This is a genomic window from Rhizobium rhizogenes NBRC 13257 (assembly GCF_000696095.1).
Taxonomy (GTDB): domain Bacteria; phylum Pseudomonadota; class Alphaproteobacteria; order Rhizobiales; family Rhizobiaceae; genus Rhizobium; species Rhizobium rhizogenes.
This window is the reverse complement of sequence record NZ_BAYX01000003.1, coordinates 136,372-152,988: the sequence shown is the minus strand read 5'-3', so window position 1 is coordinate 152,988 and position 16,617 is coordinate 136,372. Positions and strand designations below refer to the sequence as shown.

Here is a 16,617-nt window from a genome sequence, read left to right as displayed (position 1 = left end):
TCCATGGTGGCCGTTACAGCAGACGTCGTCGCGGATGCTCCGCGCACCATCCGCTCCCCCGGTTTCTGGCACGGCGTTGTACGCCGTCTCTGTCGGGATCCGGTTGCCCTCGTGGCGCTTCTGGTCATCATCGTGCTCATTGCGGCGGCGATCCTCGCTCCCTATCTCGCGCCGTACGGTCCGACAAAGACGAGCGTGATCCGCCGCCTGAAGCCGATCGGCACTCCAGGGTACATACTCGGGACCGATGAACTTGGCCGCGACATGCTTTCCCGGCTGATCTACGGCGCAAGACTATCGCTATTGATGGGCGTCATCCCTGTGCCGATCGCCTTCGTGATCGGCTCTGCGATCGGCATCATCGCCGGCTACGCGGGCGGCATCGTCAATACGCTGATCATGCGAACGGTCGACGTCTTCTACGCATTTCCGTCCGTGCTGCTTGCCGTCGCGCTCTCCGGCGCGCTCGGCTCCGGCCTGACCAATGCGCTAGTGTCTCTGACGGTGGTGTTCATTCCCCAGATCGCTCGCGTCGCCGAAAGCGTGACCACGCAGGTGCGAAACCTCGATTATGTGGATGCCGCCCGCGCCTCAGGCGCAAAGGCCCGCACGATCATAAGCGTCCATATTCTGGGCAACGTTCTTGGCCCGATCTTCGTCTTTGCGACCAGCCTCATCTCGGTGTCGATGATCCTGGCTTCCGGCCTTTCCTTCCTCGGGCTGGGCGTCCGGCCGCCGGATGCCGAGTGGGGCCTGATGTTGAATACGTTACGCACGGCAATCTACGTCAACCCCTATGTGGCGGCTCTGCCGGGCGTGATGATCTTCATCACCTCGATCTGCTTCAATCTTTTCTCGGACGGACTGCGCGCGGCAATGGATGTGAAATCATGATCGAAGCCCTCCCCCTGTCCGCGCAAGATCCACGCGACCGCGGCGGCCCGGCACAGCCGCTGGTCTCGGTCAGATCTCTCCTGAAACACTTTCCCGTCAAAGGCGGCGGGTTGTTCCAGCCGAAGAAGGTGGTCCGCGCCGTCGACGGAATAGACTTCGACATTCTGAAGGGCGAGACACTTGGCGTGGTCGGCGAGAGCGGCTGCGGCAAGTCCACAACGGCGCGGTTGCTGATGCAACTGATCAAGCGGGATCAAGGCGAAGTGCTGTTCGATGGCGAAACGGTCGGCGGCACGTTGTCGTTGAGCGATTACCGCCGGCAAGTGCAGATGGTCTTCCAGGATAGCTATGCCTCGCTGAACCCGCGCCTGACGATGGAGGAGTCGATCTCGTTCGGCCCGCGCGTTCATGGCGTCACCGCGGAAAAGGCCATGGCCCGGGCACACGACCTGCTGCATAGGGTGGGCCTGGAGCCGAAACGCTTTGCCGGTCGCTATCCACACGAGCTTTCCGGCGGTCAGCGGCAGCGCGTCAACATTGCCCGTGCCCTGGCATTGGAACCGCGTCTCGTCATTCTCGACGAGGCCGTGTCCGCACTCGACAAGTCGGTGGAGGCGCAGGTGCTGAACCTGCTGCTCGATCTCAAGCGGGATTTTGGCCTGACCTACCTCTTCATCTCGCACGACCTCAACGTCGTCCGCTTCATGTGCGACCGTGTCATGGTCATGTATCTCGGCAAGGTAGCCGAGATCGGTAGCCGCGACGCGATTTTCGACCGTACGAGGCATCCCTATTCCTCGGCCTTGCTTGCCTCCATGCCGAAGATCAACCCCTCCGATCGCACATCGGAACCTCCGCTTGCAGGTGATCCGCCAAATCCGATCGATCCGCCTCCCGGCTGTCGATTCCATACGCGCTGTATCTTTGCCGAGGAAATTTGCAGCCGGGAGATGCCGCCGCTTGCCATGGTGTCCGGGGATCATGCCGCAGCCTGTCTTATGTCGATGCCCGCATCCGGTCACAGCCGTGCGCCCGTCATGATGGAGACCCAAAATGACTGATGCCCAGCCAATGATCGATATCAGAAACCTCTCGGTGACCTTCAATCGCGGACGCAAGCCCGTCAAGGCGGTGAACGGTGTCAGCCTTTCCGTGCGGCCGGGCGAAGTCGTTGCCCTGCTCGGCGAGTCCGGCTCCGGCAAGAGCGTGACGATGCGTTCCCTGCTGCGGCTGCATCCGCCTGGAACGATCATCGAAGGTTCGATGACGGTCGCCGGTCGCAATGTGACAGCTCTTTCGAACAAGGAGCTGGGCGATCTGCGCGGGCCGATCGTCTCGATGGTCTTTCAGGAACCGCGGCTTGCCCTCGACCCCGTCTATACGCTCGGCCAGCAGATCGAAGAGACGATCCGGCGGCATGAAAATGTGTCGCGTCAAGAAGCCTCGGCGCGGGCACTCGCCTTGTTTCAGAAAGTTCGCATCCCGTCGCCCGAACGGCGCCTCAAGAATTATCCGCACGAGATGTCCGGCGGAATGCTGCAGCGTTCGATGATCGCGATGGCGCTTTCCTGCAATCCGAAAGTGCTCCTTGCCGACGAGCCGACGACGGCTCTCGACGCGACGGTGCAAATTCAGATTCTCCTCCTGATCCGGGAGCTTCAGGCGGAATATGGCTTGTCGGTGATCTTCGTTACACATGACATCGGCGTCGCCGCGGAAGTCGCCGACAGGATTGCGGTGATGTATGCCGGGCGGATCGTCGAGGAAGGCACAGTCTCCGATATCATCAACCAACCGAAGCATCCCTATACCCGGGGCTTGCTGGGAGCCCGCGTCGAGCTGGCCCATGGCCGGGACAGATTGGTGACAATTCCGGGCTCACCACCTGATCTGGCGAACATGCCACCTGGCTGCGCCTTTGCGCCTCGCTGCTCACAGGTGTCGGATGCGTGCCGGTCCCGCGTGCCCGATCTCGTCGGCCAAGGCGGAACCGGACAGGTGGCCTGCCTTCAATACGCGTGAGCTTCGAGCTACCCGTCACTGAAAAAACAACAGCGAACCAGGGAGACCGCCGTGCTCGTTCAGCATGCTCAAGACACAACGAAGCACATCGTCCTCATCAACCCGAATACGTCTGCGGCGACGACGGCAATGATGACCGACATCGCCCGCAGCGTTCTTCCGGCCGATGTCACCATCGAGGGTGTGACCGCGACAAGCGGCGTTCCAATGATCCTCGACGACAATCAACTGGCGGCGGCCGCCGCCGGAGTAGTCAAGATGGGGCTCGTGGCGGCCCGGTTTTGCGACGGCATCATCGTCAGCGCCTTCGGCGATCCCGGCATCCAGCAGCTACGGGACCTCACCAAGGTTCCGGTGGTCGGCATCTGCGAGGCCAGCATGCTTGAGGCATCCGCGCATGGACGTCGTTTTGGCATCGCGACGGTTACGCCCAACCTTGTCAACGGCTTTGCCCGCAAGGCGGATGGCCTTGGGCTTGGTCAGCTTTTCACAGGGACGCGCCTGACCAACGGCGATCCGCAAAAGCTCGCAGCCGATCCGGAGCGGCTGCAGGCCGAACTTGCCTTTGCGGTCGAACAGGCATTCGAGCTCGACGGAGCCGAGGCTGTCATCATCGGCGGTGGGCCGTTGGGACAAGCGGCCGTTGAGCTGGGGCGCCGGTTTTCCAGGCCGGTGATTGCACCGATCACGGCGGCCGTGGCGTCGCTACTGCTCCAAATCAAAGCCACGTCTCCCGCCAGCAACCCTTCCTCATGACGAAGGCACACAGACGTCGGTTGCCTGCGCCCTTTTCGATTGCAAATCGGGTATCCGCGACGGAAAATCCAACGGCGAGCAATCTGGTGGAGACGGGAGTGCCCAAAGAGACGTCGTTTCTGTTCAGGGTCAGGCAGGCTCTTCCGGAGCTCCACCCCGCCGAGCGGCGGCTTGGAGATTTTGTCTGCGATTTTCCCGGCGAGCTTGCGAGCTATTCCGCGCAGGAACTGGCAGCACTTGCCCATGTTTCGAAGGCGACCGTTTCGCGTTTCGTCCAGCGGCTGGGTTACGCAAACTACGAAGAGGCCCGCAGGCACGCCCGCGCCGAGAAGCAGACCGGATCGCGGCTGTTTCTGTCAACCTCGACAGATGCCTCCACGACCCAATCGATCAAAGCACATATCGCACAAGCGATCGCCAACATCGACGCGACCTTTCTCGCAATCAACGATACACAAATCGATGCTGTTGCAGACGCAATGCTAAACGCCCGCAAGGTATGGGTGGTTGGTTTCCGCAGCAATCATCCTTTCGCCTCCTATCTCCAGTGGCAACTCACGCAGGTCATCGAGAATATCGTGGCGATCCCCGGTCCGGGACAGACCCTCGGCGAACATCTGGTCAGCGTGCAGGAACAGGATGTCGTCGTGCTGTTCGGTCTGCGGCGGCGGATAGCGCGGATGGATCTGCTGATCGAGCAAATCCTGCGGTCAAAAGCCAGGTTCCTCTACATCACCGACGAAGGTGCGCCCGTTCTGACAAGCGCCGAATGGCATTTCCTTTGCCAGACACTGGCACCTGGACCACTCTTCAATCATGCCTCCGTCATGGCGCTTTGCCACCTGCTCATAACGCGATGCGTCGAAAAGGCGGAGGTGTCAGGTCGCAGGCGTCTGCGAAATATCGAAGCTTTGAACGATAGCCTCGAGGAGCTTTAGCCGGATGCGTTCCATTATCGAGACAGAATATCCGGGCGCATCGGATAGAAAGACGCCGTAAACTTATCGGCCTTGGATCAAGGACCGATGCGAGGTACCTGATCAGGTGACAGGAAGAATGGGCTTCAGCTCACGGGTGGCAATCAAGCTTGAAGCTTCCTCATATGCAAAACCACCCCGATCAAGTGGCAATAGAATCTGCCTGAGACACCCGAGCGATCCTGCTCGTAAACTCGCGGGTGCGCTGCACTTGAGGGGCGTCGAATATCTGCTCCGGCGACCCGATCTCCTGGATTTTTCCATTCGCCATGAAGACGACCCGATCGGAAACCTCGCGCACGAAATTCATTTCGTGGGAGACAATCAGGAGGGTGATGTTCTCGGAGGCCAAGAGCTTGATGGTGTCGAGCACCTCGCTTACCCGCTCCGGATCGAGCGCGGAGGTGACCTCGTCAAGCAGCAGGATTTCCGGCTTCAGACACAGCGCCCGCGCAAGAGCGACACGCTGCTGCTGGCCGCCCGAAAGCTCGTCCGGATAGGCGGCGAGCTTGTCGCCAAGCCCCACCTTCCCGAGCAGGCGCCGGGCGTCGGCCTCCACCTCGCTCCTGTTGCGCTTTCGGATCTTCGCCGGAGCGACCATGACATTGCCGAGCACGGTCATATTGCCGAAGAGATTGTATTGCTGAAACACGATCGCCAGCTTTTCCCGCGCCGCCTTCAGCGAACGGCGATCGGCATAGTCGATCCTTTCGTCGTCGAGGATGATCTCGCCGCGCTCCGGCTTAAGGAGACCCGTGATCACCCGCAGCAACGTGCTCTTGCCGGACCCCGACGGGCCGATCAGGCTCACGATCTCACCGCGCTCCACCGTCAGGTCGATGCCGTCGAGAACGGTGTGATTAGCGTAGCTGGCCGTGAGACCGCGAATGTCGAGATGCGCCAAGATTGCTCTCCAGATAGGCCCCCAGCCGGGCCAGGGGGTAGGAAATCAGAAAATAGAGAATGAGGATCGTCGCGAAGACGAGCAGGGCCGAAAAGCCCTTGGTATTGAGGATCTTTCCCGCCTGGGTGAGTTCGAGGACGCCGATCTGCGAGGCAAGCGCCGTGTCCTTGATGAATAGGACGAAATAGCCGAATACCGGCGGCAGGATCAGCGGCCAGGCTTGCGGCCAGCGAACGAGACAAAGGGTCTGCCAGGGCGAAAAATTCATGACCTCGGCAGCCTCGAGCTGGCTCGGGCGCACGGCGGCAAGTCCCGCGCGGATGATCTCCGCCACGAAGGCCGTGGAGATGACCGAGGTGCTGATCAGGGTAACCACCAGCGGCGAGATGTCGAAGCCGAGCACCTGCGCGCCAAAGAAGAACACCAGCAAGGTCACCAGAAAGGGCACACGCCGAAACACTTCGACATAGACGAAGGCGACGATCTTGACGGGCAGGAGAAGCCGAGTACGCGACAGGCGGGCAAGGGACAGGATTGTTCCGAATACGACCCCGACGAGGCAGCCGACAGCCGAGAGGAAAAGCGTCGTCAATGCCGCTTCCGCAAGCATGGCGATGTTGTAGCTGGTGAAGACCTGGGGGAGCTGAGCGAGAATATCCTTCAACATCAAAGCACCCTGACCCTTGCGCGGAAAACGTAGCGGCCGACCACCGCAAGCAGGATCGTCGCCATGAAGGTGATGACGACATAAAGCCCGGCGATCGTCGTGAAGATCTCGATGGAGCGGAACGTCGTCGAGTTCACATTGAACGCGCGGCCCGTCAGCTCCTCGACGCCGAACACAGCCGCCATCGATGTGCCGAGCGTCATCAGGATATATTGGTTGCTGAGCGGAGGCATCGCAACGCGGAAGACATGCGGCACGATCACATAGCGCAGGCTCTGAAGCCGGCTCATGCCGAGGGTCTCGGCCGCGTCGAGTTCCTCTTGATGAACCGAGGCAAGCCCGGCTCGGAGGATTTCTGTCAGATAGGCCCCCGCATTCAGCGTCATGCCGATCAGCACAGCCGCGAAGGGCGAAAACACGACGCCGAGATCCGGCAAGCCGAAGAAGATCACGTAGATCTGCACCAGCTGCGGCGTGTTGGTAAAGAAGACGACATAGGCCCGCACCAGGCGCGACAGGATCGGACCACCCTCGTTGCGGGCGATGGCAAGTGCGAAGCCGATCACCATGCCACCCGCAAAGGCAAGGACGCTCAGCTCCAGGCTGAGCAGAGCGCCCCCTATCAGGTAAGGCAGATAGGATGTGATCTGGCTGTAATGTAGAGCGTAGTGCATGACCCGATCCCGTTCCGTATCAGCCGTGTCGTCCGGTCAGAAATAAGGCGTGACAGGGACCGGATAGACCATGTCGATCCCGAACCACTGCTTGTAGGTCTGCTTCATGAAGCCGTTTGTCTGCAGCTGGTAAAGGGCGACATTGACCCACGACTTCAACGCCGTATTGCCCTGCGCAAGGCCGATGCAATCATAGTCGATCGAGGCCGACTTGTCCGTGATCACCCGCGTCTCGGCGCTATAGTTCTTCGTATAGGCGCCGAGATAGTCGACAACGTCGACGATGGCATCGCCCCGGCCCTGTTCGAAAGCGCGTACGGCGTCGGGATAGTTGTCGAACAGTGTCACCTGCGCCTTCGGCAAGCGGTCCTTCACGAAGTCGACGGGTGTCGTGCCGCGGACTTCGACGAGATGAACGTCGGCGGAGTTCAGATCATCCATGGTCTGGTAAGGCTTGTCCTTCGCAACCAGTGCGCTGATCGCCTCCGTCTGGATCGGCAGGGAGAAATCGATCACCTTTGCCCGGTCGGCCGTGCGGGTCAGCGCGCCGAGTACGATATCGGCCTTGCCGGTCGCCAGAAACGGCACACGATCGGCTGACGAGACCTGTACGAGCGAAACCTCCACCCCGAGCATCTCGCCGAGTTTCTTGGCGACATCGACGTCGAAACCCTCGATTTCGTTCTTGTCGTTGAAGCGGCCAAGCGGCGGCAGGTTCGGATTTATGCCGACCACGATCTTCTTGGCCGAAAGGATTTCATCCAGGCTATGTGCATCGGCGGCAACCGCCGTGAGCGCGAGGCAGGCCGCGCCCGCAAGCATGCAAACCGTCTTTAAACTATTCATATCGATCCCCTTTTTTTGCTTTGCCGTGGCCAGACCGGAGATATTTCAGCATCCGAACCGTTGCACTAGCGTTCTCGACGGTGTATCTATCGTATACCGTTCATAGACGAAAGAAACACCGTGACAGGCGAAAGTCAACCTTTCGAATTGAGACGACCCAGTCTGCGAGAGCCAGATGTGAGGCGGGGGACGCCTGTGCACTTCACCTTCGATGGCAATCCCGTCGACGCCTACGCGGGAGAATCGGTGGCTGCCGCACTTCTGGCCGCCGGCTATCGAACCCTGCGGGAAAGCCCAAACGAGCATGCGCCGCGAGGTGCGTTCTGCTGGATGGGTCTCTGTCAGGAATGCACTGTGGAGGTGAACGGCGTTCGCATGCCGGCTTGTCGCACGGAATGTGCGGATGGCCTCATTGTGCGAAAAGGAACGATCGCATGAGCGACACCTGCGATGTCTTCGTCATCGGCGCCGGTCCGGCCGGCACTGAAGCTGCCCTGTCCGCGGCCGCTTGCGGCCTGCGCGTGGTGCTGGTCGACGAAGCCCCCGCAGCAGGTGGGCAGGTCTACCGCGCACCGCCCAGCACCTTCGCCGGCCTGCCGGCCACCCCGGAAAGCCGCGCTGGAGATGCGTTGCGCCACCGGCTCGCCGAAAGCACGGTCGACGTCCGCTTCGGTCATGTTGTTTGGTCAGTCTCGCCGGACTTGCGGGTCGACGCTCTCGCGAAGGATGGACCGGTGTCGTGGAATGCCCGCAAGATCATTGTCGCGACCGGCGCGCAGGAGCGGGTCGTGCCGTTTCCCGGCTGGACGCTTCCCGGCATTATCGGCCTCGCCGGAGCGACGATACTTCTCAAGTCGCAGCGCATCTTGCCGGGCCGTCGCACCCTGGTCGCCGGGCAAGGCCCGCTTCTCCTGGCAGTCGCCGCCGGAATTTTGAAGGCGGGTGGTACGGTGGCGGGTGTCGTCGATCTCGCTTCCCGTGGCGAGTGGCTGGCAAAGAGCCCCGCATTCCTGACCCGCCCCGACCTTGCTGCTCGCGGTGCCGGATGGCTGACCCGCCTTCATGGCGCGGGCGTTCCCTTTTTCTATCGCCACGCCATCCGCCGCGCCGTAAAGCAAGATGAAAACGAGATCGAGGTGACGATCGGCCCCGTCGACCGGAGTGGTTGTTCGATCGCGGGCAATGAGCGGACTTTCATCGTTGATGCCGTCGCAGTCGGCAACGGTCTTGTCGCGTCCACGGACATTACAAGGCTGCTACGGGCGGACCATGCGTTCGACGAGGCTCGCGGTGGCTGGGCTCCACGGATCGACGCCGACTTTCGCACCAGCATCGCTGGTCTCTATACGGTCGGTGACGGCACCGGGATCGCCGGAGCGGCGGCGGCGGCACTGAATGGCCGTCTTGCCGGCCTTGTTGCCGCCCGCGACCTCGGCGCCCTCTCAGGCGAAGCCTATGAGGAGAAATCCGCCCCCCTTCGCCGAAGCGCCAAATGGGCACTCGGATTCGGCGGCGCCATGGCCGGGCTGATGGCTCTGAGGCCGGGGCAGATCAAAAGCATCGCCGAAGATGCTGTCGTCTGCCGATGCGAGGACGTGACGCGGCGGGATATCGACTTGGCCTTTGCGGACGGCGCACGCAGTGCAAACCAGCTCAAGGCCTGGACGCGCTGTGGCATGGGGCCCTGCCAGGGCCGTATCTGCGGCGATATCGCGAGCGCCCTTCTCGCCCAGGCGACAGGACAACATCCAAGATCAGGCATGTTCACCGGCCGGACGCCGTTTCGTCCGCTTCCGCTCGCCCAGCTTCTCGAGCCGGTCGATTATTCCGAGCTGAAGCTCCCACCGCCCGCGCCGCTATGATGTCAAAAAATCCTTCGCAAACATTCGATATCGCCGTGGTCGGCGCAGGCGCGATGGGGGCAACGGCGGCCCTTCACCTCGCACGCTCCGGCATGCGCGTCGCCTTGATCGACCGCGGCGAAATCTGCCGTGAGGCCTCCGGCGTCAATGCCGGTACGCTGACGCTCCACATGACGCGCGCCGCCCTGATCCCTTACGCCATGAAGGGACGCGAACTCTGGCTCGACGCGCCGAACTGGCTCGGCATGGATGTCGGTGCCCGCTCGGCTCCGGGACTGTCCCTTGCCTTCACGGCGGCGGAACGGGAGATGCTGGAAAAGAGGGCGCAGGCGCGCGCGGCGATGGGGGCGCCGATCCGGCTGATCACGCCCGCCGAGGCTCTCCGGATAGAACCGGGTCTCAATCCTTCGCTCATCGCCGCCGCCTATTGCGAGCTCGACGGGCACGTTACCGCCTATATAACGGGCCGTGCCTATCGAAAGGCACTGGTCTCGGCGAACGTCACCCTTCTCGAAAACGCATCCGTCAGCGGGATAGAACCAGATGGCGGCCATTACACCATTCTGCATGAGGACGGCGCAAGAACGACGGCAAAGCGGCTGGTTCTCGCCGGCGGTGTCTGGCTCGAGACGATGCTCGCCTGGCTCGGGTTCCGCGTTCCGATCAAATGCCTGATCAACCAGCTCGTGGTCACCGAGCGTATGCGGCCGGTGATGCAGACCGTGGTCGGGATCGCCAACGGCCTCCTGTCGCTCAAGCAGTTCGAAAACGGCAGCGTGCTGATCGGCGGCGGCTGGCAGGGCATCGGCGATCCGATCCGCGGCGGCGTCGAGACGATCCCGGACAACCTCATCGGCAACGTCCAGCTCGCCCGTCATGCCATACCGGCCCTTGGCGACGCCCGCATCTTGCGTATCTGGCTCGGCCTCGAATCCGAGACCGCCGATGCCATGCCAATCATCGGGCCGCTGCCCGGACTGGACGAAGCCTATGTGATCGGCTGCGCCCACTCCGGCTATACCAGTGCCCCTTACATGGGACGGCTCCTCGCCGAGCGGATTCTCGGGCGCGAACCCGAAATGCCGCTCTTCGACCCCGCCCGACTGATCAAGAACCCGGAGGAAACAGCTTGATACCCGCCATAAACCACCCCTTCCGCGGCATCTACGTGGCTACACTCACCCCATTTCGCGACGACGGCACGATCGACGAGGATGCGCTTGCCGATCACTTCCGCTCCGTGACGGCCGAACCGGGCATCGTCGGTGTTCTTTGCAACGGCCATGCGGGCGAGAACATCCTGCTCTCCCGCGAAGAGCGCCACCGGGTGACGGAAATCGCCGTCAAAGCGATCGGCAACACCCATATCGTCGTCTGCGGGATCCTGTGCGAGGCAACAGCAGAAGCCGTCTGCCATGCCGAAGACGCGGCCAATGCCGGCGCTGATTCCATTCTCGTCTTCCCGCCATTCTCCTGGGCGCTGTCGCAGGACGCCGAGATGGCCGTGACGCACCATCGCACCATCGCCGAGGCCGTCGATACACCGATGATGCTCTATCAGGCTGGCGTCGCTTCCGCGCTTGCCTACCGGCCGGACGTGCTCTCCAGGCTGGTCCAGTTGCCGACAGTCGTGGGGATCAAGGAGGGAAGCTGGGAGAGCAACGCCTATGACCGCAATCGCCGCCTCGTTAAGAACACAGCGCCCCACGTTGAGATCATGGCATCCGGGGACGAGCATCTCCTCTCTTGTTTTGCGATCGGCAGTGAAGGTAGTCTCGTGAGTCTAGCGGTGATCATGCCGGGAGAGATCGTGGCGCTGGATCGCGCAGTGCAAGGGGGGGATTTGGAACGGGCACGCGCCTTGAGCGAACGCATTCAGCCGCTGGCAAACGCCATCTACGGCACGCATCCTGTCGGCTGGGCCACGGCGCGCCTCAAGGCCTGCATGGTCCTGCTTGGACATTGGCGCAACGGCAGTCCGCGCGCTCCCATCACCGATCTGCCATCCTCCGAAATCCTCCGGCTGCGGCATGCCCTTGCCAATGCCGGACTGCTAGGCTCCGATGCATGAACGACGATAGCCTTTTATCCGCCATCAACGGCGAAGCAAGCCTCAGCGAGCGCGCCTATGACGAACTCAGCCGCCTCATCCTGACCCGCAAGCTGCCGGGCGGCAGCCTCGTGGTGGAAGGACGACTCGCCCAGCAGCTCGACGTTTCCCGCACCCCGATGCGGGAGGCCATCCTGCGGCTTGCGGCGGAGGGACTGCTCATCAAGCAGGGCTCGCGCTCCTACGCGGTGCGCCGGGTGCAGCCGGTGGAGTTCTTCCAGGCGCTCAAGGTTCGCGAGCTGCTCGAAGGCGAAGCCGTCGAGCTCGCGATCGGCCGCATCAAACCGGAAACGATCGAGGCGCTGCGCAGCGATATTCTGAGACTCGGCGCGCTGGAAGCACAAGCCGCCGAGCATTGGGACACCGACGACCGTCTTCACATGCTGTTCCCGGAAGCACTCGGCAACGGCGTACTGGTGCGGATGATCCAACAGCTGCGCGTCATCACCCGCCTGTTCGAACTGACCAGCCCGTCGGGTCGCGTGGCGGCGGATGCCGCCGAACACGTCGCCATCCTGGACGCCTTCGCCAAAGGCGACGGCCGGCGCGCACGGGCGGCGATGGTAACTCATCTGCGCAATGTCGCATCCGAGATTCTGGACATCGTCAGCGGCCGGGACACCACTCCCGCGCGTCGGAGACCGTGAACAGGGAGATTTGATCTGGTCGATTGGTGGTGCCGCTGTGGGTCTGTGTTCGCTGCCGATTCAAAGTCGGATAATTCCGCGTTCACCGGCGACTATCTGCGCCGTCTGCTGCCATCAAAGAAGAGCAGCAGGGCAAGCCCGACCAATCCGGCAGCCGCGCTGATGACCGCCGTACCGGAATAGCTGCTCATCCCCGTTCCGATCGCAAAGAGCAGGGCGCTCATACCTGCGCTCAGGAAAATATTGACGGATATCAGGGCGCTGCCGAGCCCAGGGCGCTCGGCAATCAGATCCTGCAGGTATGTGATGGGAATGCTGATGAGGGCAGCCGCCCCGATGCCGCTGACAAGTGTCAGCGCGTAGACGTGCCAGGGCGCCGATGCCTGCGCGAGCAGCAGCAGGTAGACGACATAGATGACCGTGCCGATGGCCAGCGCGGTGACATGGCTCATGATCCGCTGGGCGCGTCCCCACACGATGATGAATATGACTTCGAGAAGCGCCACGATCCCCACGAGTGCCCCGATATCGGCGACGGTCCCGTGGGCAGCCCCGGTGACGATGAGGGGCAGAATAGTGTCGCTGACATGAACTGTGCTGGTGATCAGCGCCACCGCGATCACGCGCACGAGGACCGGCGGCGAGACGACCTCGCCGAGGGCTGCAAGATAGGAGAGATGGCGCGTTGCGGCTTTGTCGGTGCCGTTCTGGCGCGGAAGGAAAGCCGCGATCAGCCCGAAGCAGACCGCACAGGCCAGACCTGCGAAAAGATAGGCAGGCAGCATGGTTCCGGAATTTATAAGGAGCGCGCCGATAATACCCGGCACGAGAACCCAGGACAGCGAAATCATCGCCCGGACACCCGAATTGACGGTGGCGACGTCGTTACGTTCCATTCCCTTGGTCGCAACCCTGACATTGGCAAAAAGCAGCGAATTAAGGGAGCCGTAGACCGGCAGGAACAACAACGCACTGACAACGAAGGTCGCCTGTGCCGGTATGAAATAGACTGCCCCATAGCCGAGAATGCCGAAAATGGCGACCGTCAGCATCATCGTGCGATATTGACCGAGCCTGTCCGCCAGGTTTCCCAGCAGAATGCTGACGATGACGTTCACTGCGGCGGCCGAAAAAATCAGCACCGAATAGAGCCCATTGCTCAGGCCGAGCTCGCGGATACCCACGACGGACTGATAGGGCGTTGTCGCAGCCCCGGCAAAGCCGAAGGCAAAGATGGCAAGCATGCTCACCCGGATCGTCGGGTCGCGGAATACTTCGGGAAGGAGGCGGGTCATCAGGGATGTCGAAGGTCTGGCAAATCAGCCGATTGTGGGGTGACAGGGTTTTAGCAGGTTTAGACCCGGCCGAAACCTGCTCAAGCCAAATATTCGCTCCCGCTCTCTCAAGACAAGAATGGCGGCCGCTTGATGGGCGCTCCTCACCGCCATCTCCACCGACGCTCCCCGAGACAGTTGTGCGGCCAGGACACCGACGAACTCGTCGCCCGCACCTCATCGGCTCTTAAGCCATCCGTCCCAAAGGATCATTTTTCAGGGAGCAGGCCACCGAGACGCGAACAACAATGATTGCTCCAAGCCTCAGATATCAAAGACATGGAAGTGAAATGCGCTGACGCCCATCAGCGCATGTTCCGCGCCTGCGACATCTGCGCCATCGTAGGTAGCGCCATCCAAATACAGATTTCTATCGGTAGCGGTTGTCCCGGCCCAAGCGTCATTCAGGAAGGTCACGCTGACATCGTGGCTGCCTTTGTCCCAATCCCCCTGCACCAATAAGTGGTCGGATTGACCGGAACCGTGATGAGAGTGGGCCGTCTGAACCCCGCCGATTTGCTTTCCATCGACCGTAACCCTGTACTGGGCGTCACCAAGATAAGCATCCTCGCTGATCAACAAGACGAGTTTGTCGGCTCCAGCGCCGATAGTGGCGCTGGCTGTGGGTGTGCCGCCTGCGGGCGGCGTGACAGTTGCAGGGGGAGTGGTGGCAGGAAGGTGAGAATACACCCGGATATAATCGATCTGCTCCGAAATCGGCGCTTTGGTAATATCCGCATTGTTATGGGGATCGTTCTGCGTAGCCAGATTGGCCAGCAGATACATTGGCCCATGCATGTCACTGGGTGTGGCCTTCGTTCCCATAAGCTGACCGTCGACGTAAAAGCCTATGGTATCCGCATTCCAATCCAATCCATATGTGTGAAAACCGGTTGGCTGAGCGAGCCCACTATAGACCTGCAAATTTTGTTGCCAATTGACGTTCGGCGCCGCATCCGTCGTGTGAATGCCGCTATATACGCCCTTCTCAAAGCTCCCGTAGTTTTCGACGACATCAAGTTCCTGCCAGTGCCCGGCCTTGTTCGGATCGGCTATCACATGATCCGGCAGAAGCCAGAAAGCCTCCCATGCTCCGGCAAGGTTCGAGAAGTCAGCCCGCATCTCGAAGTAGCCATAGGTTTGCGAAAAATGCCCCTGCGTGGTGATCAGGCCGGATTCCCAGCTGCCGGGGATGCCCGATGCAGTACGGTCGGGCACGGCCGTAATCGTCAGCACGCCGTTGCTCACTTTGAAAGGATCATAGCCCGACGAAGGGTCAACAAATGAAGAGTGACCGAAACCGATATCGGAATTGGCGTCATAACGCCATTGTGGACGGATATCGGCCCACGTCGTGCCATTACCCGTCTGAGAAATGCTGCGAGTGTTGAACTCGTCGTCAAACGTCAGCTTGTACTTGGTAAGATCAATCGCAGACATGTCTACCTCCAGGGCAAATGAACCCGCCCGCGCTTCCAAAATTGCATGGACCGCGAACATCCAACGCCAACAAAACGCAAAACCTGTCGATATCGCCGCGGGATCCGATATCCCCGCCATCCGATGGCAGCTTCATCAAATCGAAGCTGCCGCTCGGCGGATCCGCGAAAAGGACCTCGGCTTCCGCCGCCTATGCGAACAAGAAGTCGTGTTCCGTCAGCAAATGCTGACTGTGCACAACCACATCACCCGTATCGAATGAAATCCGACTGTCATGCGTGGTTGGGTCGAATGCTGAAATAGTCAGCTGGCTGAAGTCCTGGATTCCCAGTGCGGAAACGTCGATATGGTCGGTTCCCCAATTCGATCCCGCGCTGCAAGCGCCCTGACCAAAATCCCCGATTTTGTCCTGGCCGTTATTGAATTTAAACACGAAGGTGTCGTTTCCGCCTTTGGCGTGATCGACCATTACCTGCGCGTCACCCCACATGTCGTCGTTTCCGTTGCCGCTGATCAGAGTATCGTTGCCGCCACGAGAATGACCGGACATCGTTTGGGCGTCGCCGATCAGGGTAATAGATCCTTCCCTGTGGCGAACGGCGTCGACATTCAGCACGTCGTCGCCTCCATGAGCATTGCCCGACATCGTTTGCGCATCACCCACGATCATATCATTCGCGGTTTGTTGCGCCCGAACGATAAGGCTGTCGTTACCACCGTGGGCGCTACCCGACATGCTCTTCGCATCGCCATAGGCCAGAACGGCCCCGACGGAAGCGACGTTCATCGTATCGTTACCACCCATGGCATGATCGCCGAGATTGCCACCGGCATCGCCGTAAAACGTTACGCTGTCTTCAAGACCTGTATTGAGAACGTCATTACCGCCATGTGCGTGACCGGATATATTTCTGCCGGCATCTCCGTAGAATGTAACGAACCCTTCAGAGCTACCGTCCGTGGCTGTGTCGTTACCACCAACGGCATGATCCTTCAGGTCGCCGCCGGCGTCTCCATAGATTGCAAACGTGTTCTGAAAAGCGGAAAGCTTAAAGGTATCATCGCCTCCCGCTGCATGGCCCGATATGTTCTTTCCGGCGTCACCATACATGGCGACTGTGATGTTGGTTGCACTTGGAGCTGCGCTCAGAACGTCATTGCCGCCCTTCGCGCTGTCAGAGATGCTTCCTCCCACGTCTCCATACAAATTGGTCGTGGAACCGCTTGGCCCAGTTATCTGCGCGAACAGAATATCATCGCCGCCGATTGCGTGGTCGGCAATATCTTTGACGGCATCGCCATAAAAGTTGCCCGAGCCATGTATGGTTAGATTATCATTGCCGCCCGTGGCATGATCCAACAGGCTTCCTCCGGCATCCCCGTAAAGAATGCTGGTCAAATCTGACGCGACCAAGATGTCGTCCGCGCCTATTTGATGGCCGGTTAAATTCCCCGCTGTTATCGGAACTCGCTTAACCATTTCG

At 60.8% G+C, this 16,617-nt stretch carries 17 protein-coding genes and 1 pseudogene; 10 read left to right on the top strand and 8 right to left on the bottom strand.

Annotation, left to right across the window (positions count from 1 at the left end):
• The first annotated feature begins 3 nt into the window (after window positions 1-3).
• The 5 genes from RRH01S_RS07610 to RRH01S_RS07590 all read left to right on the top strand — a co-directional run bounded on the left by RRH01S_RS07610 (window position 4) and on the right by RRH01S_RS07590 (window position 4,610).
• Window positions 4-894 carry an ABC transporter permease gene (locus RRH01S_RS07610; protein WP_042470717.1) on the top strand — a complete coding sequence of 297 codons (891 nt, stop codon included), beginning with the start codon at window positions 4-6 and terminating at the stop codon, window positions 892-894.
• Window positions 891-1,955, top strand: a complete 1,065-nt coding sequence (locus RRH01S_RS07605; protein WP_034522506.1) for an ABC transporter ATP-binding protein — start codon at window positions 891-893, stop codon at window positions 1,953-1,955. Before RRH01S_RS07610 ends, RRH01S_RS07605 begins: the two co-directional genes overlap by 4 nt.
• Entirely contained in the window at window positions 1,948-2,916 is a 969-nt protein-coding gene (locus RRH01S_RS07600; protein WP_034522507.1) for an ABC transporter ATP-binding protein, read from the top strand. The genes RRH01S_RS07605 and RRH01S_RS07600 overlap by 8 nt, the downstream gene beginning before the upstream one ends.
• Before the next feature lie 51 nt (window positions 2,917-2,967).
• The gene (locus tag RRH01S_RS07595) at window positions 2,968-3,672 is read left to right on the top strand and encodes an aspartate/glutamate racemase family protein (protein WP_007688922.1); all 705 of its coding nucleotides are present in this window, start codon (window positions 2,968-2,970) and stop codon (window positions 3,670-3,672) included.
• 98 nt (window positions 3,673-3,770) lie between these two features.
• A complete protein-coding gene (locus RRH01S_RS07590; RefSeq protein WP_034522509.1) occupies window positions 3,771-4,610 on the top strand; it encodes a MurR/RpiR family transcriptional regulator in 840 nt (279 codons plus the stop codon).
• Window positions 4,611-4,791: 181 nt separating this feature from the next.
• Here RRH01S_RS07590 and RRH01S_RS07585 read toward each other — a convergent pair whose 3' ends face one another.
• From RRH01S_RS07585 to RRH01S_RS07570, 4 genes are read right to left on the bottom strand one after another with little or no spacing between them, the layout of a single operon-like run.
• Window positions 4,792-5,553, bottom strand: a complete 762-nt coding sequence (locus RRH01S_RS07585) for an amino acid ABC transporter ATP-binding protein (RefSeq protein ID WP_034522510.1) — start codon at window positions 5,551-5,553, stop codon at window positions 4,792-4,794.
• Window positions 5,510-6,220: an amino acid ABC transporter permease gene (locus tag RRH01S_RS07580; RefSeq protein ID WP_007688919.1), complete on the bottom strand. Its 711-nt coding sequence runs from the start codon at window positions 6,218-6,220 to the stop codon at window positions 5,510-5,512. The genes RRH01S_RS07585 and RRH01S_RS07580 overlap by 44 nt, the downstream gene beginning before the upstream one ends.
• Entirely contained in the window at window positions 6,220-6,894 is a 675-nt protein-coding gene (locus RRH01S_RS07575; RefSeq protein ID WP_007688918.1) for an amino acid ABC transporter permease, read from the bottom strand. Before RRH01S_RS07575 ends, RRH01S_RS07580 begins: the two co-directional genes overlap by 1 nt.
• A 36-nt stretch (window positions 6,895-6,930) precedes the next feature.
• Window positions 6,931-7,740, bottom strand: a complete 810-nt coding sequence (locus RRH01S_RS07570) for a transporter substrate-binding domain-containing protein (RefSeq protein WP_034522512.1) — start codon at window positions 7,738-7,740, stop codon at window positions 6,931-6,933.
• A 120-nt stretch (window positions 7,741-7,860) separates the two neighbouring features.
• Here RRH01S_RS07570 and RRH01S_RS07565 point away from each other — a divergent pair, with 120 nt between their 5' ends.
• Genes RRH01S_RS07565 through RRH01S_RS07545 form a run of 5 tightly spaced genes read left to right on the top strand, consistent with a single transcriptional unit; the run spans window position 7,861 to window position 12,359 of the window.
• Window positions 7,861-8,178, top strand: a complete 318-nt coding sequence (locus RRH01S_RS07565; RefSeq protein ID WP_309486258.1) for a (2Fe-2S)-binding protein — start codon at window positions 7,861-7,863, stop codon at window positions 8,176-8,178.
• The gene (locus RRH01S_RS07560; protein ID WP_034522513.1) at window positions 8,175-9,602 is read left to right on the top strand and encodes an NAD(P)/FAD-dependent oxidoreductase; all 1,428 of its coding nucleotides are present in this window, start codon (window positions 8,175-8,177) and stop codon (window positions 9,600-9,602) included. Before RRH01S_RS07565 ends, RRH01S_RS07560 begins: the two co-directional genes overlap by 4 nt.
• Entirely contained in the window at window positions 9,602-10,735 is a 1,134-nt protein-coding gene (locus RRH01S_RS07555) for an NAD(P)/FAD-dependent oxidoreductase (protein ID WP_234711662.1), read from the top strand. The genes RRH01S_RS07560 and RRH01S_RS07555 overlap by 1 nt, the downstream gene beginning before the upstream one ends.
• Window positions 10,732-11,673: a dihydrodipicolinate synthase family protein gene (locus tag RRH01S_RS07550; RefSeq protein WP_034522515.1), complete on the top strand. Its 942-nt coding sequence runs from the start codon at window positions 10,732-10,734 to the stop codon at window positions 11,671-11,673. The genes RRH01S_RS07555 and RRH01S_RS07550 overlap by 4 nt, the downstream gene beginning before the upstream one ends.
• Entirely contained in the window at window positions 11,670-12,359 is a 690-nt protein-coding gene (locus RRH01S_RS07545) for a GntR family transcriptional regulator (protein WP_007688912.1), read from the top strand. The genes RRH01S_RS07550 and RRH01S_RS07545 overlap by 4 nt, the downstream gene beginning before the upstream one ends.
• Before the next feature lie 92 nt (window positions 12,360-12,451).
• Here RRH01S_RS07545 and RRH01S_RS07540 read toward each other — a convergent pair whose 3' ends face one another.
• The 4 genes and pseudogenes from RRH01S_RS07540 to RRH01S_RS07530 all read right to left on the bottom strand — a co-directional run bounded on the left by RRH01S_RS07540 (window position 12,452) and on the right by RRH01S_RS07530 (window position 16,613).
• On the bottom strand, window positions 12,452-13,654 hold the full coding sequence (locus RRH01S_RS07540; RefSeq protein ID WP_034522518.1) for an MFS transporter: 1,203 nt from the start codon (window positions 13,652-13,654) through the stop codon (window positions 12,452-12,454).
• Window positions 13,655-13,678: 24 nt separating this feature from the next.
• Window positions 13,679-13,858, bottom strand: a pseudogene (locus tag RRH01S_RS33915) (hypothetical protein); the annotation flags it as partial.
• A 99-nt stretch (window positions 13,859-13,957) separates the two neighbouring features.
• Window positions 13,958-15,133, bottom strand: a complete 1,176-nt coding sequence (locus tag RRH01S_RS07535; RefSeq protein WP_034522519.1) for a family 16 glycosylhydrolase — start codon at window positions 15,131-15,133, stop codon at window positions 13,958-13,960.
• 190 nt (window positions 15,134-15,323) lie between these two features.
• Entirely contained in the window at window positions 15,324-16,613 is a 1,290-nt protein-coding gene (locus RRH01S_RS07530; protein WP_034522521.1) for a hypothetical protein, read from the bottom strand.
• Between the last annotated feature and the right edge of the window lie 4 nt (window positions 16,614-16,617).

Bases quoted from the DNA above. Each gene is read 5' to 3' on its own strand.
- RRH01S_RS07545 (WP_007688912.1), top strand. From the start codon at position 11,670: ATGAACGACGATAGCCTTTTATCCGCCATCAACGGCGAAGCAAGCCTC.
- RRH01S_RS07530 (WP_034522521.1), bottom strand. From the start codon at position 16,613: ATGGTTAAGCGAGTTCCGATAACAGCGGGGAATTTAACCGGCCATCAA.
- RRH01S_RS07560 (WP_034522513.1), top strand. From the start codon at position 8,175: ATGAGCGACACCTGCGATGTCTTCGTCATCGGCGCCGGTCCGGCCGGC.
- RRH01S_RS07580 (WP_007688919.1), bottom strand. From the start codon at position 6,220: ATGTTGAAGGATATTCTCGCTCAGCTCCCCCAGGTCTTCACCAGCTAC.
- RRH01S_RS07610 (WP_042470717.1), top strand. From the start codon at position 4: ATGGTGGCCGTTACAGCAGACGTCGTCGCGGATGCTCCGCGCACCATC.
- RRH01S_RS07600 (WP_034522507.1), top strand. From the start codon at position 1,948: ATGACTGATGCCCAGCCAATGATCGATATCAGAAACCTCTCGGTGACC.
- RRH01S_RS07570 (WP_034522512.1), bottom strand. From the start codon at position 7,740: ATGAATAGTTTAAAGACGGTTTGCATGCTTGCGGGCGCGGCCTGCCTC.
- RRH01S_RS07535 (WP_034522519.1), bottom strand. From the start codon at position 15,133: ATGTCTGCGATTGATCTTACCAAGTACAAGCTGACGTTTGACGACGAG.
- RRH01S_RS07605 (WP_034522506.1), top strand. From the start codon at position 891: ATGATCGAAGCCCTCCCCCTGTCCGCGCAAGATCCACGCGACCGCGGC.
- RRH01S_RS07540 (WP_034522518.1), bottom strand. From the start codon at position 13,654: ATGACCCGCCTCCTTCCCGAAGTATTCCGCGACCCGACGATCCGGGTG.
- RRH01S_RS07575 (WP_007688918.1), bottom strand. From the start codon at position 6,894: ATGCACTACGCTCTACATTACAGCCAGATCACATCCTATCTGCCTTAC.
- RRH01S_RS07555 (WP_234711662.1), top strand. From the start codon at position 9,602: ATGTCAAAAAATCCTTCGCAAACATTCGATATCGCCGTGGTCGGCGCA.